The 20,680-nt window shown below is 56.1% G+C and carries 22 protein-coding genes and 1 pseudogene; 11 read left to right on the top strand and 12 right to left on the bottom strand.

Translation table 11 applies throughout. The annotated features are described in order from the left end of the window. Positions 1-30 precede the first annotated feature (30 nt). Positions 31-1,941, bottom strand: a complete 1,911-nt coding sequence (locus V7Q49_RS02560) for an ATP-dependent DNA helicase (protein WP_333849168.1) — start codon at positions 1,939-1,941, stop codon at positions 31-33. Positions 1,942-2,068: 127 nt separating this feature from the next. Between V7Q49_RS02560 and V7Q49_RS02555 the strand changes: the two genes are divergently transcribed. Beyond that, positions 2,069-2,413 (top strand): RidA family protein, encoded by a 345-nt coding sequence (locus V7Q49_RS02555; RefSeq protein ID WP_333849167.1) that lies wholly within the window; start codon positions 2,069-2,071, stop codon positions 2,411-2,413. Positions 2,414-2,419: 6 nt separating this feature from the next. Here the strand turns inward: V7Q49_RS02555 and V7Q49_RS02550 are convergent, their stop codons facing one another. Further along, positions 2,420-2,605, bottom strand: a complete 186-nt coding sequence (locus V7Q49_RS02550; protein ID WP_333849166.1) for a YoaH family protein — start codon at positions 2,603-2,605, stop codon at positions 2,420-2,422. A 61-nt stretch (positions 2,606-2,666) separates the two neighbouring features. On the opposite strand from V7Q49_RS02550, the gene pabB reads away from it, so the two are divergent. From pabB to V7Q49_RS02530, 4 genes are all read left to right on the top strand, one after another. After that, positions 2,667-4,019 carry an aminodeoxychorismate synthase component 1 gene (pabB, locus tag V7Q49_RS02545; RefSeq protein ID WP_333849165.1) on the top strand — a complete coding sequence of 451 codons (1,353 nt, stop codon included), beginning with the start codon at positions 2,667-2,669 and terminating at the stop codon, positions 4,017-4,019. 3 nt (positions 4,020-4,022) lie between these two features. After that, the gene (locus V7Q49_RS02540) at positions 4,023-4,601 is read left to right on the top strand and encodes a CoA pyrophosphatase (RefSeq protein ID WP_333849164.1); all 579 of its coding nucleotides are present in this window, start codon (positions 4,023-4,025) and stop codon (positions 4,599-4,601) included. Between the two features lie 183 nt (positions 4,602-4,784). Next, positions 4,785-6,149, top strand: coding sequence for an L-serine ammonia-lyase (sdaA, locus tag V7Q49_RS02535; RefSeq protein ID WP_333849163.1), 1,365 nt, complete (start codon positions 4,785-4,787; stop codon positions 6,147-6,149). 164 nt (positions 6,150-6,313) lie between these two features. Then, positions 6,314-7,906, top strand: coding sequence for an EAL domain-containing protein (locus V7Q49_RS02530; protein WP_333849161.1), 1,593 nt, complete (start codon positions 6,314-6,316; stop codon positions 7,904-7,906). On the opposite strand, the gene yoaE is transcribed toward V7Q49_RS02530, so the two are convergent. Both yoaE and V7Q49_RS23495 read right to left on the bottom strand, forming a co-directional pair. Then, complete coding sequence (gene yoaE / locus V7Q49_RS02525; RefSeq protein ID WP_333849159.1) at positions 7,907-9,466, bottom strand: CNNM family cation transport protein YoaE; 1,560 nt, start codon at positions 9,464-9,466, stop codon at positions 7,907-7,909. Next, positions 9,454-9,612, bottom strand: coding sequence for a protein YoaL (locus tag V7Q49_RS23495; protein ID WP_442913053.1), 159 nt, complete (start codon positions 9,610-9,612; stop codon positions 9,454-9,456). Before V7Q49_RS23495 ends, yoaE begins: the two co-directional genes overlap by 13 nt. 317 nt (positions 9,613-9,929) lie before the next feature. On the opposite strand from V7Q49_RS23495, the gene manX reads away from it, so the two are divergent. From manX to mntP, 5 genes are all read left to right on the top strand, one after another. Continuing rightward, positions 9,930-10,901: a PTS mannose transporter subunit IIAB gene (manX, locus tag V7Q49_RS02520; protein ID WP_142489936.1), complete on the top strand. Its 972-nt coding sequence runs from the start codon at positions 9,930-9,932 to the stop codon at positions 10,899-10,901. A 46-nt stretch (positions 10,902-10,947) separates the two neighbouring features. Further along, a complete protein-coding gene (locus tag V7Q49_RS02515; protein WP_333849157.1) occupies positions 10,948-11,745 on the top strand; it encodes a PTS mannose/fructose/sorbose transporter subunit IIC in 798 nt (265 codons plus the stop codon). 12 nt (positions 11,746-11,757) lie between these two features. Continuing rightward, on the top strand, positions 11,758-12,609 hold the full coding sequence (locus tag V7Q49_RS02510; protein ID WP_039030789.1) for a PTS mannose transporter subunit IID: 852 nt from the start codon (positions 11,758-11,760) through the stop codon (positions 12,607-12,609). 58 nt (positions 12,610-12,667) lie between these two features. Next, positions 12,668-13,126, top strand: coding sequence for a DUF986 family protein (locus V7Q49_RS02505; RefSeq protein ID WP_333849155.1), 459 nt, complete (start codon positions 12,668-12,670; stop codon positions 13,124-13,126). A gap of 390 nt (positions 13,127-13,516) precedes the next feature. After that, positions 13,517-14,080, top strand: a complete 564-nt coding sequence (gene mntP / locus V7Q49_RS02500) for a manganese efflux pump MntP (protein WP_333850472.1) — start codon at positions 13,517-13,519, stop codon at positions 14,078-14,080. Here mntP and rlmA read toward each other — a convergent pair. The 7 genes and pseudogenes from rlmA to mgrB form a co-directional block, all read right to left on the bottom strand. Further along, positions 14,077-14,892, bottom strand: coding sequence for a 23S rRNA (guanine(745)-N(1))-methyltransferase (gene rlmA, locus V7Q49_RS02495; RefSeq protein WP_333849154.1), 816 nt, complete (start codon positions 14,890-14,892; stop codon positions 14,077-14,079). The two genes, mntP and rlmA, sit on opposite strands and share 4 nt — an antisense overlap. A 63-nt stretch (positions 14,893-14,955) precedes the next feature. Continuing rightward, positions 14,956-16,674: a peptidoglycan glycosyltransferase FtsI gene (gene ftsI, locus V7Q49_RS02490; RefSeq protein WP_333849153.1), complete on the bottom strand. Its 1,719-nt coding sequence runs from the start codon at positions 16,672-16,674 to the stop codon at positions 14,956-14,958. 217 nt (positions 16,675-16,891) lie between these two features. After that, positions 16,892-17,101 (bottom strand): transcription antiterminator/RNA stability regulator CspE, encoded by a 210-nt coding sequence (cspE, locus tag V7Q49_RS02485; protein WP_001062678.1) that lies wholly within the window; start codon positions 17,099-17,101, stop codon positions 16,892-16,894. Between the two features lie 12 nt (positions 17,102-17,113). Next, a pseudogene (locus V7Q49_RS02480) lies at positions 17,114-17,258 on the bottom strand (DUF2627 domain-containing protein). A 527-nt stretch (positions 17,259-17,785) separates the two neighbouring features. Further along, entirely contained in the window at positions 17,786-18,775 is a 990-nt protein-coding gene (locus V7Q49_RS02475; RefSeq protein WP_333849151.1) for an MBL fold metallo-hydrolase, read from the bottom strand. 19 nt (positions 18,776-18,794) lie between these two features. Further along, complete coding sequence (locus tag V7Q49_RS02470) at positions 18,795-19,085, bottom strand: YebO family protein (protein ID WP_333849150.1); 291 nt, start codon at positions 19,083-19,085, stop codon at positions 18,795-18,797. 73 nt (positions 19,086-19,158) lie between these two features. After that, a complete protein-coding gene (mgrB, locus tag V7Q49_RS02465) occupies positions 19,159-19,302 on the bottom strand; it encodes a PhoP/PhoQ regulator MgrB (protein WP_103180034.1) in 144 nt (47 codons plus the stop codon). Positions 19,303-19,460: 158 nt separating this feature from the next. Here mgrB and V7Q49_RS02460 point away from each other — a divergent pair, with 158 nt between their 5' ends. Next, on the top strand, positions 19,461-19,700 hold the full coding sequence (locus V7Q49_RS02460) for a YobH family protein (protein ID WP_231312098.1): 240 nt from the start codon (positions 19,461-19,463) through the stop codon (positions 19,698-19,700). Between the two features lie 54 nt (positions 19,701-19,754). Here V7Q49_RS02460 and kdgR read toward each other — a convergent pair whose 3' ends face one another. Further along, entirely contained in the window at positions 19,755-20,546 is a 792-nt protein-coding gene (kdgR, locus tag V7Q49_RS02455) for a DNA-binding transcriptional regulator KdgR (RefSeq protein WP_333849149.1), read from the bottom strand. Between the last annotated feature and the right edge of the window lie 134 nt (positions 20,547-20,680).

Genomic DNA, 20,680 nt, shown 5'->3' with positions numbered 1-20,680 from the left:
GGCGCGCATTTTAACACACCCGTCAGCAAATTACTCCGACTGAGACGCGGCCAGGAAACGCACCGCGCGATCGATATCCCGGGTACGCGGTGCCGGCGGCAGGCTGGCGACAAAGGTGGCCCCGTAAGGGCGCATCACCAGTCGGTTATCGCAGATCACCAGCACCCCGCGATCGTCCACGTCGCGGATCAAACGCCCCACCCCCTGCTTAAGGGTGATGACCGCATCCGGGAGCTGCACCTCGTCAAAGGGATCCCCGCCGCGCAGGCGGCAGTCTTCCATCCGCGCCTTCAGCAGCGGATCGTCCGGCGAAGTAAAGGGCAGTTTGTCGATAATTACCAGCGACAGCGCGTCGCCGCGCACGTCCACCCCTTCCCAGAAGCTGCTGGTCGCCACCAGCAGCGCGTTGCCCGCAGTGACAAACTGCTGCAGCAGCTGGCCTTTGCTGGTTTCACCCTGCAACAGCACCGGCAGAGTCATGGTGGCGCGGAACTGCTCCGCCAGGTCGCGCATCATGGCGTGGGAGGTGCAGAGCATAAAGCAGCGGCCGTTATTGGCCTCGATCATCGGCTTGAGCATCGCCGCCAGATGGCGAGCGGCGCCGGGCTGATTGGGCAGAGGCAGATTACGCGGCACGCAGAGCAGCGCCTGGGTGGCGTAATCAAACGGGCTCGGCAGCAGCAGGGATTTGGCCTCTGCGATGCCAAGACGTTCGGTGAAGTGGTGCAGATCGTCGTTGACCGACAGCGTGGCGGAGGTAAAGATCCAGCTGCCCGGCTTTTGCGCCATCACGTCCTGGAACTTATCGGCCACGGTGAGCGGCGTCAGGGCGAGGGTAAAATGGCGCGAATTGCATTCGTACCAGTAGCTGTAGCCTGGCTGGTTAAACTCCTTCAGCCGTTTCAGACGGGCGCGGTAGAGCGTGGCGCGCTCGAAAGCGGCATCCAGCAGGGCCGAGCGCCCGAGGGAGAGCTTAGCCACGTCGTAGCAGAGTTCCAGGACGTCATCGAGCAGCAGCAGCGCGCGCTGAATATGCTGATCGGCCAGCAGTTCGCGCAGATTGCCGCGATAGCCCGGATCGCCCAGCTGCATGCGGAAATCCTGCGTGCTTTGCGCCAGACGGTCAGCGCACTTCTGTAGCTGCTGGGTATCTTTCAGTTCGGTGCGGTAGGCGATGGTGAAATCTTTCGCCAGGTCCAGCAGCTGGCGGCTGGAGAGAGACTGGCCGAAATACTGGCTGGCGATATCCGGGAGCTGATGGGCTTCATCGAAGATCAGGACGTCGGCCTCGGGGATCAGCTCGCCAAAACCGCTCTCTTTCACCACCATATCCGCCAGGAACAGGTGGTGGTTGACCACCACCACGTCGGCATCCATCGCCGTTTTACGCGCTTTGACCACGAAACAGTCTTTGTACAGCGGGCAGTCGCTGCCCAGACAGTTGTCGTTGGTGCTGGTGACCAGCGGCCAGACGGCGGCGTCTTCGGCCACGCTGGCGCAGGTGCTGATATCGCCGTCCTGAGTCTGGTTAGCCCAGCTGCGCAGGATGATAACGTCGCTGAGGGTCTGCACCGGCAGATCGCCTCCCGCCAGCGCCTGCTGTTCGAGGCGTTCAATACAGAGGTAGTTGGAGCGCCCTTTCAGCAGGGCCAGACGGCCTTTGTATTTCAGGGCTTTGGCGACGGTGGGCAGATCGCGGCTGTAGAGCTGATCCTGCAACGCTTTTGAGCCGGTGGAGATGATCACCTTCTTTTTAGCGCGCAGCGCGGGCGCGAGGTAGGCATAGGTTTTACCGGTGCCGGTGCCCGCTTCCACCACCAGCGGCTGGGCGCTGTCGATCGCCTCGGCCACCGCGTGCGCCATCTGACGCTGCGGCTCGCGCGGCTTAAAGCCGGGAATTGCCTTTGCTAACTGTCCGTCTGCTGCGAAATCGTCTGCCACTCTGCCCCCTGTATTTTTGCACAGGGGATTATGTCAGGCCGATCGTTCTCGCGCCAGTCGAGAGTGACGCAGGCAAAACAATATGGCAGTCTTGCCCGCTGAAACAGACACTAACGAGGAAACGTGAATGACAATTGTGCGCATTGATGCCGAAGCCCGCTGGTCAGATGTGGTGATCCATAACCAGACCCTGTACTACACCGGCGTCCCGGCGAATCTGGATGCCGATGCCTATGAGCAGACCGCCAATACCCTGGCGCAGATCGACGCGGTGCTGGAAAAACAGGGCAGCGACAAGTCCCGCATTCTGGATGCGACCCTTTTCCTGGCCAATAAAGACGATTTTGCGGCAATGAACAAAGCCTGGGATGAGTGGGTCGTGGCAGGTCACGCGCCTGTACGCTGCACGGTACAGGCGACGCTGATGAAACCGCAGTATAAGGTTGAAATTAAGATTATCGCGGCGGTGTAAGGGGCGTTACTCCTCTTCATCCTCATCTTCAAAACGCGCCACGATCCGCTCGCCGGTATGGTTGGCGCGTAGCTCTTCTGCCACCTGCGAAATAGCCTGTCCGCTGCTCATCCCCTGGGACATCAGCTCCTGAATGCGCTCGACGGCCTTTTGCTGCTGGTCGTGGCTCAGTGAAGGTAAACCTGCAAACATCGTCAACTCCTGCTAAATTATCAGCGCTAATTATTTCACGCTGCCCGGTAGTCTACCACCCATGAACCCGTTATCCCCCACTGTTTTGACATTACCCTGGCGTTCGGACGCCGCAGAATTCTGGTTTGCGCCAATCAGCCATCTGCCGTGGGCGATGCTGCTGCACTCCGGCCACGCGGATCACCCCTACAGCCGCTTTGACATTCTGGTGGCCGACCCCCGCGCCACGCTGGTGACCCACGGGACGGATACGCTGATTGACGGGGTTCACTCTGACGCCTGCCCGCTGAGTCTGCTCCAGCGAGCCATTGACGATATGAATCTGTCCTGCACGCCGAACCCGGACCTGCCCTTCCAGGGCGGCGCGCTGGGGTTGTTCGGCTACGACCTTGGCCGCCGCTTTGAACAGCTGCCGGAACTTGCCGGGCGCGATATCACCCTGGCGGACATGGCCGTGGGCCTGTACGACTGGGCGGTGGTGGTCGATCACCATCGTCAGCAGGTGTCGCTGGTCTGTCATGGCGATGCTGAGGCCCGGCTGGCGTGGCTTGAATCACAACGCGCACCCGACAATCTGCCCGCGTTCAGACTCACCTCCGACTGGCAGGCTAATATGACCGCGGCGGAGTACCATGAGAAATTCGACCGCGTGCAGGCGTTTCTGCACAGCGGCGACTGCTATCAGGTCAATCTGGCCCAGCGTTTCCAGGCCCGCTATGAGGGCGACGAGTGGCAGGCCTTTACCCGGCTGAATGCCAACAACCGCGCCCCGTTCAGCGCCTTTTTGCGTCTTGAAGAGGGGGTTATCCTCAGCCTGTCGCCGGAGCGTTTTATCCATCTGGCGGAGGGCACCATCCAGACCCGGCCGATCAAAGGCACCCTGCCGCGCCTCGCGGATGTGGAAGCCGATCGCCAGCAGGCGGAGAAGCTGGCCGCCTCGCCGAAAGATCGCGCTGAGAACCTGATGATTGTCGATCTGATGCGCAATGACATTGGCCGGGTGGCGGAGCCGGGAAGCGTGCGGGTGCCGGAACTGTTCGTGGTGGAGCCCTTCCCTGCCGTGCATCATCTGGTGAGCACCATTACCGCGCGTCTGCCCCACACGCAGACCGCGTGCGATCTGCTGCGTGCCGCCTTCCCGGGCGGGTCGATCACCGGCGCGCCAAAAGTGCGGGCGATGGCGATCATCGACGAACTGGAGCCCCATCGTCGTAACGCCTGGTGCGGCAGCATCGGCTATCTCAGCCTGTGCGGCGGCATGGACACCAGCATCACCATTCGTACCCTGACGGCGGTAGAGGGACAAATTTACTGTTCCGCAGGCGGCGGGATCGTGGCTGACAGCCAGGCCGCGGCGGAATATCAGGAAACCTTTGATAAAGTGAATCGTATTCTGCAACAACTGGAGTGCTAACTGGTGAATACCCTCGACCTGACCCTCGATCATTTTTTATCGCGTTTTCAGCTTCTGCGCCCGCAGGTGAACAGCACATCGTTGAACCAGCGTCAGGCGGCGGTGTTGATCCCGGTGGTGCGTCGGGAGCAGCCCGGCCTGCTGTTGACCCGGCGCTCGGCGAAGCTGCGTAAACATGCCGGTCAGGTGGCATTTCCCGGCGGCGCGGTGGACAACACCGACGCCTCGTTAATTGCCGCCGCCCTGCGTGAGGCCGAGGAAGAGGTGGCTATTCCCCCGCACAAAGTCGAGGTGATTGGCGTTCTGCCTCCGGTGGACAGCGTGACGGGTTTTCAGGTGACGCCGGTGGTGGGCATTATCCCGCCGGATCTGCACTATCACGCCAGCGTGGACGAAGTGGAGTCGGTGTTCGAAATGCCGCTGGCGGAAGCCCTGCGTCTGGGCCGTTATCATCCGCTGGATATTCAACGCCGTGGCCACGATCATCGGGTCTGGCTCTCCTGGTATCAGCATTATTTTGTCTGGGGCATGACGGCGGGAATTATTCGCGAGCTGGCGCTGCAGATCGGCCTGAAACCTTGACTATACTTTACATTCGCCGCTTTTTTGCACCTTTGCGATCCGCCTCCCGCTATTAGTTAAATCCGCCCCAGGCATTAGTTAAATTCATGTGAATAGTTGAGCTGACGGCGGGCTTCCCTCTTACACTATGCGAAGTTATTACATCGTTACTGGAAACCCGGTAACCCTGTCAGGAGTGTTAAAGTGATTAGTATATTCGACATGTTCAAAGTGGGGATTGGTCCCTCTTCTTCCCACACTGTAGGCCCGATGAAGGCCGGTAAACAGTTCGTCGATGACCTGGTCGAAAAAGGATTACTGGACAGCATTACCCGCGTGGCCGTGGACGTTTACGGTTCACTGTCGTTAACGGGTAAAGGCCACCACACCGATATCGCCATTATTATGGGTCTGGCCGGAAATATGCCGGATACCGTAGATATTGACGCCATTCCGGCGTTTATCCGCGACGTGGAAACGCGCGGTCGTCTGCTGCTGGCGAATGGCCGGCAGGAAGTGGACTTCCCACAGGACGACGGCATGCGTTTTCGCAGCGACAACCTCTCGTTGCATGAAAACGGGATGCAGATCCACGCCTTCAGCGGCGACAAAGTGGTCTACAGCAAAACCTATTACTCCATCGGCGGCGGCTTTATTGTCGACGAAGAGCATTTCGGCCAGGACGCAACGGGTGATGTGCAGGTGCCTTATCCGTTCAAATCGGCGAAAGAGATGCTGGATTACTGCCATGAGACCGGCCTGTCCCTCTCCGGCATGGTGATGCAGAACGAGCTGGCGCTGCACAGCAAGAAAGAGATTGAAGACTATTTCGCCAACGTCTGGCAGACCATGCGCGCCTGTATCGATCGCGGCATTAACACCGAAGGCGTATTGCCGGGCCCGCTGCGCGTGCCGCGTCGCGCCTCTGCCCTGCGCCGGATGCTGGTGACGACCGATAAGTACTCCAACGATCCGATGAACGTGATCGACTGGGTCAACATGTTTGCCCTGGCGGTAAACGAAGAGAACGCCGCCGGTGGCCGCGTGGTGACCGCGCCGACCAACGGTGCCTGCGGTATCGTTCCGGCGGTACTGGCCTACTACGATCACTTTATCGAGTCGGTGAGCCCGGATATCTATATCCGCTACTTCCTCGCCGCGGGCGCGGTGGGTGCGCTGTATAAGATGAACGCCTCCATCTCCGGCGCTGAAGTGGGCTGTCAGGGTGAAGTGGGCGTGGCCTGCTCAATGGCGGCAGCCGGTCTGGCTGAACTGCTGGGTGCCAGCCCGGAACAGGTGTGCGTGGCGGCGGAGATCGGCATGGAGCATAACCTCGGTCTGACCTGCGACCCGGTTGCCGGCCAGGTGCAGGTGCCTTGTATCGAACGTAACGCCATTGCCTCGGTGAAAGCGATCAACGCCTCACGGATGGCGATGCGCCGTACCAGCGAACCGCGCGTCTCGCTGGATAAGGTGATCGAAACCATGTACGAAACCGGCAAAGACATGAACGCCAAATACCGCGAAACCTCCCGCGGCGGTCTGGCCATCAAGGTGCAGTGCGACTAATCCTCTCACGGAGCCGCTGCAACTTTCGTCTTTCATACCTCCTTCGCCCATCTGATACAGATGGGCGAATTTTATGACCTTTTCTCGTTACCTGAAATAATGCCCACTACACTACCTGAGTTGCCACGGGCATTGGTGCCAGTGGTTCTTCGGGTGGCCGTGGCATGCAAACAGCTCACAGGATAATTACCGATTATCGCCGCAAACGAATTATCGTCTGCGTGGCGCTGTCACTTACCACTCTCGTTTGCACCTTAACCGTTGGCTTTATTTCGCAGCGCAATTTAAATCAGGAATCTACCGTCTCCTTCGTGTCGCATGCTGTCGAGACGCTGGATAAGATCCTCCAGCCGCTGGAGACCGGCCGCGACGTGGTCCAGCCGCTGATCGGCCTGCCGTGCGTTGAGGTCAATTTTTTACTGCGTAAACAGGCCGCCTCCCTGCAAACCGTGCGATCGATTGGCCTGATCAAGGACGGTATTCTCTACTGTTCCAGTATGTTCGGTAATCGCGATATTCCCATCAGCGAGTTCCAGCCCCGACTGCCCGCCTCCCAGCCTTTGCTGCTCCTTACCACCGACCAGGCTCTGCTAAAAGGCAGCCCGGTGCTTATTCAGTGGTATCCGGTGCCCGGCCAGAGTGACGATGGGGTGATGGAGATTGTCAATATCGATCTCATTGCCAGGCTGCTGCTGGAGCCCCAACTGCCAATCATCAACGACGTTAACCTCAGCGTGGGCGGTAAACACCTGAACCATGAGCGCGAGCTCTCGGATGCGCTGATGTTTGACAGCGATGAGACGGTGTATCAGCAGGCCTCGAGCAATTTCCCGTTCACCATTACCGTTAACGGGCCTGGCCCGACGGACCTGGCGCTGAGAAAACTGCCCTCCCAGCTGCCCCTGGCGGTGATATTCACCATGCTGGTGGGCTATATCGCCTGGCTTGCCACCGCCAGCCGCATGAGTTTCACCCGGGAGATTAATTACGGGCTGGCTGCCGGTGAGTTTGAGCTGTTTTGCCAGCCGCTGATCGATGCCAAAAATCAGGATTGCGTGGGGGTGGAGATCCTTCTGCGCTGGAATAACCCGCGGCAGGGGTGGATATCCCCGGATATCTTTATCCCGCTGGCGGAAGAGCACAACCTGATTGTCCCCCTGACCCGCTATGTGCTGATTGAAACCGTCAGCCATCTGGCGATATTCCCGCCCGCGTCGGGGTTTCATATTGGCATCAACGTCGCGGCCGAACACTTTCGCGACGGGATGCTTCTCCACGATCTGAACAGCGTCTGGTTCAGCGCCAAGCCCGCGCAGCAGCTGGTAATTGAGCTTACCGAGCGCGAAACCCTGCTGGAGATGGATTACAACATTGTGGAGGCCCTGCATCAGAAGGGGGTCAAGCTGGCGATCGATGATTTCGGCACCGGCAACAGCTCGCTGTCGTGGCTGGAGAAACTCAATCCGGAAGTGCTGAAAATTGATAAATCCTTCACCGCCGCGATTGGCACTGATGCCGTTAATTCGACGGTGACGGATATTATTATTGCTCTGGCCCAGCGCCTGAACATTGAGCTGGTGGCCGAAGGGGTGGAGACCTGTGACCAGGCGAGACATCTTCGCCTGCACGGCGTCGAAATTCTGCAGGGGTTCCTGTACGCGCATCCCATGCCGTTGCGGGATTTCCCGCAGTGGCTGGCGAAGAGTTCACCTCCGCCACCCCCTCACAACGGGAACATGATGCCGTCGTTACCCTGATTACTCTTCTTCGTCGTGGGCAGACTGCTCTTTAACAATGCGCACCAGGTCAACGCGGTAATCATTGGCGGTCACGATCGTTATCTTCAGCGGCGGTAATTCAAGCACATCACCGGAACGCGGAATTTGACCGTTAACGGCAATCACCAGACCGGCCACCGTCGCGATATCGTCGTCGTTATTGGTCAGATGTTCCAGACCCAGCGTATGCTGCAGCGCATGCAGGTCGGTGGTACCTTTTACCAGCCAGCCATCATTATCGTTAATGATTTCCGGCGTTTCGTCGGCATCCGGGAACTCACCGGCAATCGCTTCCAGCACGTCCAGCGGCGTCACCAGACCCTGCACCACGCCAAACTCGTTGGTCACGATAACAAAGCTACCCCGGGCACGGCGCAGCACGCCCAGCAGGTTGATCGGGTCGAGGGTCTCCGGCACCACGATGGCAGGCGAGGCCGCGGCAATGGCTTCCACATCCACGCCCTCTTCCAGCGCCACCAGCATCTCTTTCGCACGCACCACGCCGATGATCTCATCCAGCTCGCCGCGACAGACCGGGAACAGGCTGTGCGGGGAGGAGAGCAGCTGCTGGCGGATTTCCGCCACGCTCAGGCTGGCATCGACCCAGCTGATCTCGCCGCGCGGGGTCATGATGCCACGCAGGGAGCGCGAGGCCAGCGACAGCACGCCGTTGATCATATAGCGCTCTTCTTCCACAAAGGCCCCTTCCGGAACCGGCACCGGGACATGGTTATCGCTGTCCTGCTGCGCTTTGGCTTCACGGCGGCCGCCCATCAGACGCAAAATCGCATCCGCGGTACGGGCACGCAGCGGCTGGTTCGACTGCTGGCGAATAAAGTTGCGGCGGGCAATCTGGTTAAACATCTCTATAATGATCGAGAAACCAATTGCGGCGTACAGATAGCCTTTCGGAATATGGAAGCCGAAACCTTCTGCCACCAGGCTCAGACCGATCATCAGCAGGAAGCTCAGACAGAGCACTACCACGGTCGGATGCTGGTTGACGAATCGTGTCAACGGCTTCGAGGCGAGCAACATCACCGCCATCGCAATGACCACGGCGGCCATCATCACCGGGAGATGATTCACCATACCGACGGCGGTAATTACCGCGTCGAGGGAGAAGACGGCGTCCAGCACCACAATTTGCAGTACCACCACCCAGAAGCTGGCGTAGCCTTTGCCGTGCCCATCGTCATGCTGGCGGTTTTCCAGCCGTTCATGAAGCTCGGTTGTGGCCTTGAAGAGCAGGAATATCCCCCCCAGCAGCATGATCAGGTCACGCCCTGAGAAGGTGAAGTCGAATGCGGTGAACAGCGGTTGCGTCAGCGTCACCATCCAGGAGATGACCGACAGCAGCGCAAGGCGCATGATCAACGCCAGTGACAGGCCGATTAATCGTGCTTTATCACGTTGTTTAGGCGGAAGTTTATCCGCAAGGATGGCAATAAACACCAGGTTATCGATGCCGAGTACAATCTCAAGCACGACAAGCGTGAGCAATCCTACCCAGATTTGCGGGTCCATTAAGAATTCCATGACAAGCTCCTGCTAAAGGAATGGCTAAACGGCGCCGCGGCAAAGGCGGGCGAAACGGTAAAAGGCGTAAACAGTGAGTGGCGCGAATCGCCGGTAAGGCTGGCCAGAGTTGGCCGGGTGTGTGACTGGCGTCGGTGACGGTCCATACAGTGGGCTACTGCCCAATACTCCTGACAAGTAAACGGACGCTAAACATATCAGAGACCTGGGCTTTATGGCAAAGATTTACTTTCCTTTGCAAACAGATGTTTCAGCGCTTTTTTTGATCACAGAAATATCTCATTGGCTTAGGCTAAATTACGGATCTTCATCACATAAATTATTTTTTCACTGTCTAAAATAAATCGCGTAAGAATTCGTTAATTGAACTCTAACCCTTATCTGAATCGATTCGTTCTTTCGAAGAAGATCACTAATGTCCTGACTCGTTATGGGCATTAACGATAATAAAAGGAGGTAGCAAGTGACTATTGCTATTGTTATAGGCACACATGGTTGGGCTGCAGAGCAGTTACTTAAAACCGCAGAAATGCTTTTAGGCGAACAGGAAAACGTCGGCTGGATCGATTTCGTTCCCGGTGAAAACGCCGAGACACTGATAGAGAAATACACGGCTCAACTGTCCAGACTGGATACCAGCAGCGGCGTATTGTTCCTTGTTGACACATGGGGTGGCAGCCCGTTTAACGCCGCCAGCCGCATTGTGGTCGATAAAGAGCAGCACGAGGTGGTCGCCGGGGTCAATATTCCGATGCTGGTTGAGACCCTGATGGCACGCGACGACAACCCGAGCTTTGACGAGCTGGTGGCGCTGGCGGTCGAAACCGGTCGCGAAGGCGTGAAAGCGCTAAAAGCGAAACCGGTCGAGGTTGCAAAACCTGCCCCGGTGGCTGCTGCCGCGGCGAAACCCGCTGCCCCGCTTAAGCCGATGGGCCCGAACGATTACATGCAGATTGGCCTTGCGCGTATCGACGACCGTCTGATCCATGGCCAGGTGGCGACACGCTGGACCAAAGAGACCAACGTTCAGCGCATCATCGTGGTGAGCGATGAAGTGGCCGCCGATACGGTCCGTAAAACCCTTCTTACCCAGGTAGCTCCACCGGGCGTGACCGCACACGTGGTGGACGTCGCCAAAATGATCCGTGTTTATAACAACCCGAAATATGCGGGCGAACGCATCATGCTGCTGTTTACCAATCCGACCGACGTGGAGCGCGTGGTCGAAGGCGGCGTGAACATCAAGTCCGTCAACATTGGGGGTATGGCGTTCCGCCAGGGTAAAACCCAAGTGAATAACGCGATTTCAGTCGATGAGAAGGATATCGAAGCCTTCAACAAACTGAATGCACGCGGTATCGAACTGGAAGCCCGTAAGGTTTCCACCGACCAGAAACTGAAAATGATGGATTTGATCGGCAAAGTCGGGAAATAACCCTGCGCTGATTTTCACATAAAGCTTATGTCATAGGAGAAGTACAATGGAGATTACCACTCTTCAGATTGTGCTGGTGTTCGTCGTCGCTTGTATAGCGGGTATGGAATCCGTACTTGATGAATTTCAGTTTCACCGTCCGCTGGTTGCCTGTACGTTAATCGGCGCCGTTCTCGGGGATATGAAAACCGGTATTATCATCGGTGGTACCCTGGAAATGATCGCCCTCGGCTGGATGAACATCGGTGCTGCGGTTGCACCCGATGCGGCGCTCGCCTCCATTATTTCTACCGTTCTGGTTATCGCCGGCCATCAAAACATCGGTGCCGGTATCGCGCTGGCTATCCCGCTGGCGGCGGCAGGCCAGGTTCTGACCATCATCGTGCGTACCATCACCGTTGCATTCCAGCATGCGGCTGATAAGGCGGCGGAGAACGGCAACCTGACGGCCCTCTCCTGGCTCCACGTCTCGTCCCTGTTCCTGCAGGCGATGCGTATTGCTATTCCGGCGGTCATCGTGGCGATTTCTGTGGGTACCAGCGAAGTTCAGAGCATGCTGAACGCCATTCCTGAAGTCGTGACCGGCGGTCTGAACATTGCCGGCGGCATGATCGTGGTAGTGGGTTATGCGATGGTCATCAACATGATGCGCGCAGGCTATCTGATGCCGTTCTTCTACCTCGGTTTTGTTACCGCGGCCTTCACCAACTTCAACCTGGTGGCACTGGGTGTGATTGGTGCGGTAATGGCTATCCTCTACATCCAGCTGAGCCCGAAATATAACCGCGTAGCCGGTGGTGCACAGGTTGCTGGTAATAACGATCTCGATAACGAACTGGACTAGCAGGTGAGCGACATGGTTGATATGACTAAAACTACCCCTCAGAAAAAACTGACTCCAGGGGATATTCGTGGCGTGTTCATCCGTTCTAACCTGTTCCAGGGTTCATGGAACTTCGAACGTATGCAGGCGCTGGGCTTCTGCTTCTCGATGGTGCCAGCGATCAAACGCCTGTACCCGGAAAACAACGAAGCGCGTCGTCAGGCGATTAAGCGTCACCTGGAATTCTTCAACACCCATCCTTACGTTGCGGCCCCGGTACTGGGCGTAACTCTGGCGATGGAAGAGCAGCGTGCGAACGGTGCCGAGATCGACGATGGTGCCATCAACGGTATCAAAGTGGGTCTGATGGGGCCGCTGGCAGGCGTCGGTGACCCGATCTTCTGGGGTACCGTGCGTCCGGTCTTCGCGGCGCTGGGTGCAGGTATCGCCATGAGCGGCAGCCTGCTCGGTCCTCTGCTGTTCTTTATCCTGTTCAACGTGGTGCGTCTGGCAACCCGTTACTACGGCGTGGCGTACGGCTACCGTAAAGGCGTGGATATCGTTCAGGACATGGGCGGCGGCTTCCTGCAGAAACTGACTGAGGGGGCGTCAATCCTCGGCCTGTTTGTCATGGGGGCGCTGGTGAACAAGTGGACGCACGTCAACATCCCGCTGGTGGTGTCTACCATCACCGGCCAGGATGGTCAGACGCGCGTCACCACCGTGCAAACCATCCTTGACCAGCTGATGCCGGGCCTGGTGCCGCTGCTGTTAACCTTCGCCTGTATGTGGCTGCTGCGTAAGAAGGTCAATGCGCTGTGGATCATCGTCGGCTTCTTCGTTATCGGTATCGTGGGTTACGCTATCGGTCTGCTGGGTCTGTAAGGTTGTATTGAATACACCGGGGGCATAAATGCCCCCGTTTTTTTTATCCGGAGGATGAATGACGGTCACGGACATCGTACTGGTTGTCTTTATAGTTGCCCTTCTGGCGTATGCCATCTACGACGAATTGATCATGCCCCGCCGCAACGGCGCGACGTTGCTAACGATCCCCCTGCTTCGCCGCGGCCGCGTTGATGCCGTCATCTTTGCCGGCCTGCTGATGATCCTGATTTATAACAACGTGATGAGTCAGGGGGCGTTATTAACCACATGGTTATTATGTGCCCTGGCATTAATGGCGTTTTATCTGTTCTGGATGCGGGTGCCGAAAATAATCTTTAAACCTACTGGATTCTTTTTCGCCAATGTCTGGATAGAATATAACCGCATTAAAGAGATGAATTTATCGGAAGACGGCGTGCTGGTGATGCAATTAGAGCAGCGTCGTCTGCTTGTCCGGGTGAAGAATATTGACGACCTGGAGAAGATATACAAATTACTTGTTAAAACTCAATGAGATAGAATAATAGCATTGGCTATATTTTGACGAGAAAGTTACTTTGTCTTATAGCCAAAGCTATATTTTCTCAGGGAATACACGCCATATTATTAACGTTATTTTCACATCAAAATCTAAATGAAAATCGTTATCAAACAGCCAGTCAAATAATACATTCAGGTTGTTGTTTTAACTTCTCAAAATATGTTAAGGTTGCGCCCGTCGTTGGGGAGTAGCCGATTTCCGGCATGCCGGAAATGTACGTGTCAACATACTCGTTGCAAAACGTGGCACGTACGGATTGTTTCTGCGTCAGGCAGCACGATCAGGCGAGACCATAGACGCATCAACTGCTGTTTACTGGGGGCAGTGATGTGTCATATGGATATTCCCGGTCTGGACGCGCTAATGAACCTCTCTGCAACAATTCTTCTGGCCTTTGGTATGTCTATGGATGCATTTGCTGCTTCCATGGGTAAAGGCGCCACGCTGCATAAACCTAAGTTCTCCGAAGCCCTGCGTACCGGTCTTATCTTTGGTGCTATCGAAACCCTGACGCCGCTGATCGGCTGGGGTCTGGGGATGCTCGCCAGCCAGTTCGTACTGGAGTGGAACCACTGGATCGCCTTTATCCTGCTGACTTTCCTCGGCGGACGTATGGTTATCGAAGGCATTCGTAACGATGTTGATGCAGACGAGCCCGTTCAGCGTCACGGCTTCTGGCTGCTGGTCACTACCGCCATTGCCACCAGTCTTGATGCGATGGCCGTCGGCGTAGGGCTGGCGTTCCTTCAGGTGAACATCATTGCCACCGCGCTGGCCATTGGCTGCGCGACCTTAATCATGTCCACCCTCGGGATGATGGTTGGCCGCTTTATCGGCCCGCTGTTAGGGAAACGCGCCGAGATCCTCGGCGGCGTGGTATTGATTGGTATCGGGGCTCAAATCATGTGGAGCCACTTCGCCGGTTAACCGACGCGCTGCCAGCAGTGGATGCTAAAATCTGTCTGGCAGCTGAAGTATTCCTGCTTTGCCAGCGTCTCCCACACCTCCGGTTTTGCCCGCCATGCAAACGGCGTCATCTGCAACAGCGCCACCGCCTCAGTTCCGCTCAGGGACATGTTATACGCCAGCGACTGCTCCTCCCGGAGCGCAAAACCTGCCAGCTGCTCTGAGTGCGGCGCATGCAGCAGGACGTCGCTATAAATCAGCCCCTTCAGCTCCATCAGGTGACGCGGGCCCGGCGTGACGGTAATCACCCAGCCGCCCTCTTTCACCACCCGGGCCAGCTCTTCGCCTTTGCAGGGCGCGTAGATGCGAATCACCGCATCCATGCTGCGCTCTTCGAACGGCAGACGGTGGCTGGACGCCACGCAAAAGGTGACCTGTGAATAGCGTTTGGCCGCGGCACGAATGGCGGATTTAGAGACATCCAGACCAAAGGTCGCGGCACCCTTTTCCTGTGCGGTATCGGCAAAGGCGGCGGTGTAATACCCTTCTCCGCAGCCGATATCGAGGATCGATGTCACCCCTTCAGGCAGTAATGCTGCCAGCTTACCGGCAACCTCGTCGCGCAGGGGCTGATAATGGCCGGCATCGAGAAAAGCTCTGCGGGCCTGCATCATCTCCGCGCTGTCGCCCGGATCGCGGGAACGCTTATGCTGCACCGGGAGCAGATTGACATAGCCCTCTTTCGCCATATCGTACCGATGCCCCTGCGGGCAGGCGTAACTTTTATCCGTGTGCGTCAGGGGCGCGTGGCAAAGAGGACAGCAGAATGTCATGGGAACTCCGGACAATCATAAAGGGCGAAAGTGTACCGCTAATCGCCCCGCTATAAAACGGCCTTAACGCATTACAATGAGATGGCTGGAATCGGCCGGTAAGCCATCAGGCTTGATGTTTTCGATGCGCAGCACGTCGCCCATAATCTGGCTGAACACCGGTGCCGATACCGCCCCGCCGTAATAGGCACCGTTTTGCGGATCGTTGATCACCACCGCGAGGGCAAACACCGGACGGCTGGCCGGCGCGACGCCCGCGGTATAGGCCACGTATTTATCGACATAGTTGCCGCCGTCATCGATTTTTTTCGCTGTACCGGTCTTCACCGCCACCCGGTAATCACGCACCGCCGCCTTGACCCCGCCGCCTCCCGGCAGTGCCACGCTCTCCATCATGTGTTCCACCTCCTGCACAATTGGGGCAGGCATCACCTGGGTACCGATGACCGGCGGGTCGATGCGGGTGATGGAGAGCGGGCGTTCCAGGCCATAGCTGCCAATGGTGGCATAGACATGCGCCAGCTGGAGCGGCGTAACCATCAGGCCATAACCAAACGCAAAGGTGGCGCGATCCAGCTGGCTCCAGAACTTACGCTCAGGCAACAGACCGCTGCTCTCCCCGGTTAGTCCGAGGCCGGTAGAGCGACCAAAACCGAACCCGTGATAGGTATCCAGCAGCCGCTGGATCGGCATCGCCAGCGAGAGGCGGGACACGCCGGTGTCGCTCGATTTTTGTAGGATGCCGGTCAGCGTCAGCTCCGGGTAGTAACCGACGTCGCGGATGCGATGTCCGGCCAGGGTGTAGGGGTGGGTGTCGATAACGCTGTCCGGCTGCACCAGCCCCTGCTGCAGCGAAGTCATCAACACCAGCGGCTTGACGGTGGAGCCCGGTTCAAAGGTGTCGCTGATAGCGCGATTACGAAAATCATTCAGGGTGGCACCGTCACGGTTATTCGGGTTGAAATCCGGGAAGCTGGCCATCGCCAGGATCTCCCCGGTCTGCACGTTGATTAGTACCGCCGCGCCCGACTCCGCTTTATTCCACGCCACGGCATTGTCCAGCGCATCCTCCGTGAGCGTCTGCAGCCGCTCGTCAATGCTCAGTTGAATGTTATGCGCAGGAACTGGTGGGACTTCGGTAATGTTCTCGATCACATGCCCGTAGCGATCTTCACGGACGCGTCGCAGGCCGGGCTTGCCGGTCAGCTGCGCATTAAAACTTTTCTCGATCCCTTCGATGCCCTGCCCGTCAATATTGGTAAAACCGATAAGGTTGGCCGCCACGTGTCCGGCCGGGTAGAAACGTCGGGACTCATCGCGCAGGCTGATACCCGGCAGATGGAGTTTGTCGATCCACTGGGCCTGGGCAGGATCCACCTGGCGGGCCAGATAGATAAAACGTCCCTGCGGATTGCTGTTAATCCGCGCGGAAAGGGTGGTGAGCGACAGATGCAGGGCGTTGGCTAACGCCTGCCAGCGATCGTCAAACCCGACCCCGCCTTTTGCCAGCACCGTTTTCGGATCGGCCCATACCGCCTGCACCGGCACGCTCACCGCCAGCGGTCGCCCTTCCCTGTCGACAATCATCCCTCGGGGGGCGTTAATCGCGACTTCCCGCAGCGAGCGCATATCCTCCTGCTTGACCAGTGGATCCGGTTTTACAATCTGCAGCCAGGCGACGCGCCCTAACAGGAAGACCAGACTACCCAAAATGGCCAGACAGAGAAGGGCAAAACGTAACGGGGTGAAGTTTGCTGCGGGATTGACGGGTTTCTTTTTCACCAGGGCTCCAGGGCTGAATAACAACGCCCTGATTTAACGGCAAATTTGCAACCTGAGGGGGAAAACAATGCTAATACTCTCGCAGCTTTGCAACAAACTGCAAACAGAAACGTTGATGGTAACACTTTGAAAAGATTGCATTAAAAAGCCCCGCATACGCGAGGCTTTATCTCTGCAACTGAAACGTCGGAACGCTTCAGACAAGGCAGGGGTTCGATCAGATAGCGGTTACGTTAACAGCAGCCGGACCTTTCTGGCCGTCCTGAATTTCGAACTCAACGTTCTGGCCTTCAGCCAGAGTTTTGAAGCCGTTACCCTGGATTGCAGAGAAGTGTACGAACACATCTTTGCTGCCGTCAGCAGGAGTAATGAAACCAAAACCTTTAGACTCGTTGAACCACTTAACTTGACCTTTAATCTTTGCCATTTGCAAAATTCCTTAGAATGTTTTCTTAGCCCGCGGGCATTCACTGAGATAAAACTGAGACATTACTGCATGAGGCACTAATATAAGGTTCGGCAGAGAAGCGGTATTCAACGACAACGTGTTTACTCAGGACTTCTTTACTGAAAATGCCACACATAAACAGAACTGTACCTCGTTTGACCCAAACCGTGTTATCACACACAACTTAAATAATGGCAAGCCATTTTTAAACGTGTCTCGATCAGCCGCACAAATTCAGGGACTGATTTGCCACAATCTGCACAGTAATGCACTTACGTGTATACATAGCCCGTATGTTGCTCGATCAGTAACCGTCAGGGTAGACGCTGTTATCAAAGACTTTTTTACCTTAGACCAATAACTTCATGTCGTCCAGCAAGCGAGGCCGATTTCGTGCGGCAGTTATTTCCGTTAGAACATTTGGTAAGAAGTTATGCTGATTTTATCGCAACGGCAGGCATTTGTTTCTTTGAAAAAAAACAACATCTGGCGCTTCGCTTGTTTAACTTATATACACCGCAACGTTGATTGTCGCCATGCGGCAAAATAATGATATTTTTATGAACATTGCTCAAAAAAAAGCAATCAAAACGTTTCGATTAAAATAAAATATGATCGGCGTCGGTTTAATAAGGAATAAATACTGAACGAACAAAGAATAGTTTATATGGGTAAATATTGACCAATACGTAAGGGCTGAAAGTTGTCGCCCGGCAGCGATAAATCCGTCAACGCCTGAGCAAGCTCTCTGACCGGTTCATCCAGCGACTCATCCGCCAGCTCAAACACGCCCCAGTGGATCGGGATCGCCCGAGGCATGCCCAGCTGTTGCCAGAGCGCCACCACCGCCTGCGGATCCATATGATGCACCGACATAAACCAGCGGGGAGCATAGGCACCGACGGGTATGGCAATGGTATCCAGTTTTCCCAGCCGCTGCGCAATGGTCAGCAGCTCTGGAGTGTAGCCGGTATCACCGCTGAACCAGAAGCGCTGGTTTTGCCCCTCAAACACCCAGCCACACCAGAGCGAGCGGTTACGATCCCACAGGGTGCGCATGCTCCAGTGCTGTGCCGGGACGGCGGTGAACCCCAGCCCTTCGAAGGTATAGCTTTGCCACCAGTCCAGTTCGACAACCTGTTTTGCCCCGCGACGATGACACCACTCCCCCAGGCCTAACGGCACGAAAATGGTCAGCTGCGGGAAGCGCCGCAGAAGCTGGCGGAACGTGGCGGAGTCGAGGTGATCAAAATGATTATGGGAGATGACCAGCGCATCCAGTGGCGGAAGCGCCGCAACGCTCATCACCGGGGGCGTTTTTCTGATCGGCCCGGCAAAGGGCACCGGGGAGGCGCGGCGGGAAAACACCGGATCGGTGAGAATGTATTTTCCGTTCAGGCGCAGCAGCAGGCTGGCATGTCCCAGAAACCAGACGCCGTCTTCATCATCGGTATTGAAGGTGACAGGCTGCCACCACTGACGAATAAACTGGTCGTAGCCCTGTTCGGGCGGTTTTGGCAGACCGGCGGCTTTTCGTTCTTTCTGCCAGCGTTCGACATCGCCGGGTTGATGCTCAGCGTTATTTGGATTGCGGAAACCCTGCGGGGTGTGATGCGCGAGGGAGGCGTTATACCAGGGATTGCTCCAGGCCATACTCACCTCCCCTGACTGGTTAGCGTTCGGCTACCAGACGAATAAAGTCATCGTCCTGGCTGTCAGCCGTCTCTTCTGCCGCTTTTGGTGCTTCTTTCTCTTCCGGTTCATTGGCTTCGCACAGGCGGCGCAGCAGCGCGTTCTGTCGTTTCTGCAAATCGACTAATGTTTCCAGCAGTTCGATTTGCTCATTGGAACGGGAGCTTGCTCGGTTGACGAAAAACCACAGCACCAGCCCCACGATCAGCAATACCACCGAAATCGCCAGAGATGCCACATTAAGCATCCCGGAATTCACTAACTCACCCATTTCACCCCCCAATAAAAACGCCCATTCTAGCACTCGCGTTAAGGAAGGAAATCATTTGCGATAAAAATGCCTGTTACCAGGGGATAAACTTATTGATAGAACAAATACCGCTAAAAAACTGTACATCCTGGTCGCACATCACATTGATGGTCTGCGTCCAGAGCAACACACAGGCCACCAATACCAGCACCAGAATTACCCAGCGTATTTTTTTCACTCCACTCTCCGTCCCATAACTGCCTGATGCCAGGTTATCATGCACAACTTAAACCATGCCTAACTGTAACGTGAAGATCGGCCTTTCGGAATCATAGGCTTGTTAACGCGACTGTATCGGTTACGCTAAGCGACAGTCATCAAAAAAATGAGGCAATAATGCGCTTTTTTATTCGCACACTGATTGTTATAGCCCTGATCTGGACGGGCTTACTGCTCGCAGGCTACGGCGTGTTGACGGGCAGTAAAGAGAATGCTGGCGGGCTGGGTATCCAGTGCCAGTACCTCACCGCACGCGGGTTTAGCACTGCGCAGTATATTCATTCTGACAGCGGCATTATCGGTCTCTCACGCTGCCCGCTGCTGCGAAAGAGCGAGACAGTGGTCGATAACGGCTGATCCCGGACATAAAAAACGCTGCCATCAGGCAGCGTTTTTTTATGCAGGAATAACTCAGAACGGATAGTCGTTGTAACCCATCTGCTCAGAAATCTTCCGCGCCGCCGTGTGCAGCATTTCCACGTATTCGTGAAGATGCTCTTCCGAGAAACGCAGCGTCGGGAAGGAGATACTCAGGCCGGCAATCACCACGCCGAAACGGTCGAATACTGGTACGCCGATGCAGCGCAAGCCTTCTTCCTGCTCCTGGTTATCTTCGCCATAACCCTGCTCACGCACTTTATCCAGCACCGTTAACAGCTCGTCAGTGGTGGTGATGGTGCGTTCAGTGCTGCGTTTGTACTCGACGTTCTCGAGGATCTGCTTCACTTCTTCGCGGTCGCGCCATGCCAGCAGGACTTTACCGATAGCGGTACTGTACAGCGGGTTGCGGCGGCCAATGCGTGAATACATGCGCAGGTTATACATGGAGTCGATCTTATGGATGTAGACGATGCTGTCTTCATCCAGCGCACCCAGGTGCACCGTCTCTTTCGTCAGACGAGAGAGTTCGCGCATCTGAATATCCGCGCTACGGATCAGATCGACGTTCTGCAGCGCGCGCGCGCCCAGTTCAAATAACTTCAGGGTCAGGGAGTACTTCTCAGACTCGCCTTCCTGAGCAACATAACCCAGTGATTTCATGGTCTGTAAAAAGCGGTAAACGGTGCTTTTTGACATCATCACACGCTGGGACAGCTCAGTAATACCAATTTCGCGCTCTTCGCCAAGCGCCTGCAGGATGCCGAACACCTTTAACACAGAAGAAACAGAATCTGGCTGTTTATCCAAATCCGCGATTGCCATTAATCACCTCAACGCAAGTGTTTTATAAAATTCAGAACCGGTTTTTATTATAAATTCGCCGCCGCATTGCTGCAATCAATCCTGGCTTACCTGGTTACAAATCTGCGACATATAACCGAAATAACAGTGATAAT

Origin of the sequence: Leclercia sp. (assembly GCF_036780805.1) — a bacterium.
GTDB lineage: Bacteria > Pseudomonadota > Gammaproteobacteria > Enterobacterales > Enterobacteriaceae > Enterobacter.
The sequence above is the reverse complement of the archived record's forward strand: the minus strand, read 5'-3'. Positions and strand labels throughout refer to the sequence as shown.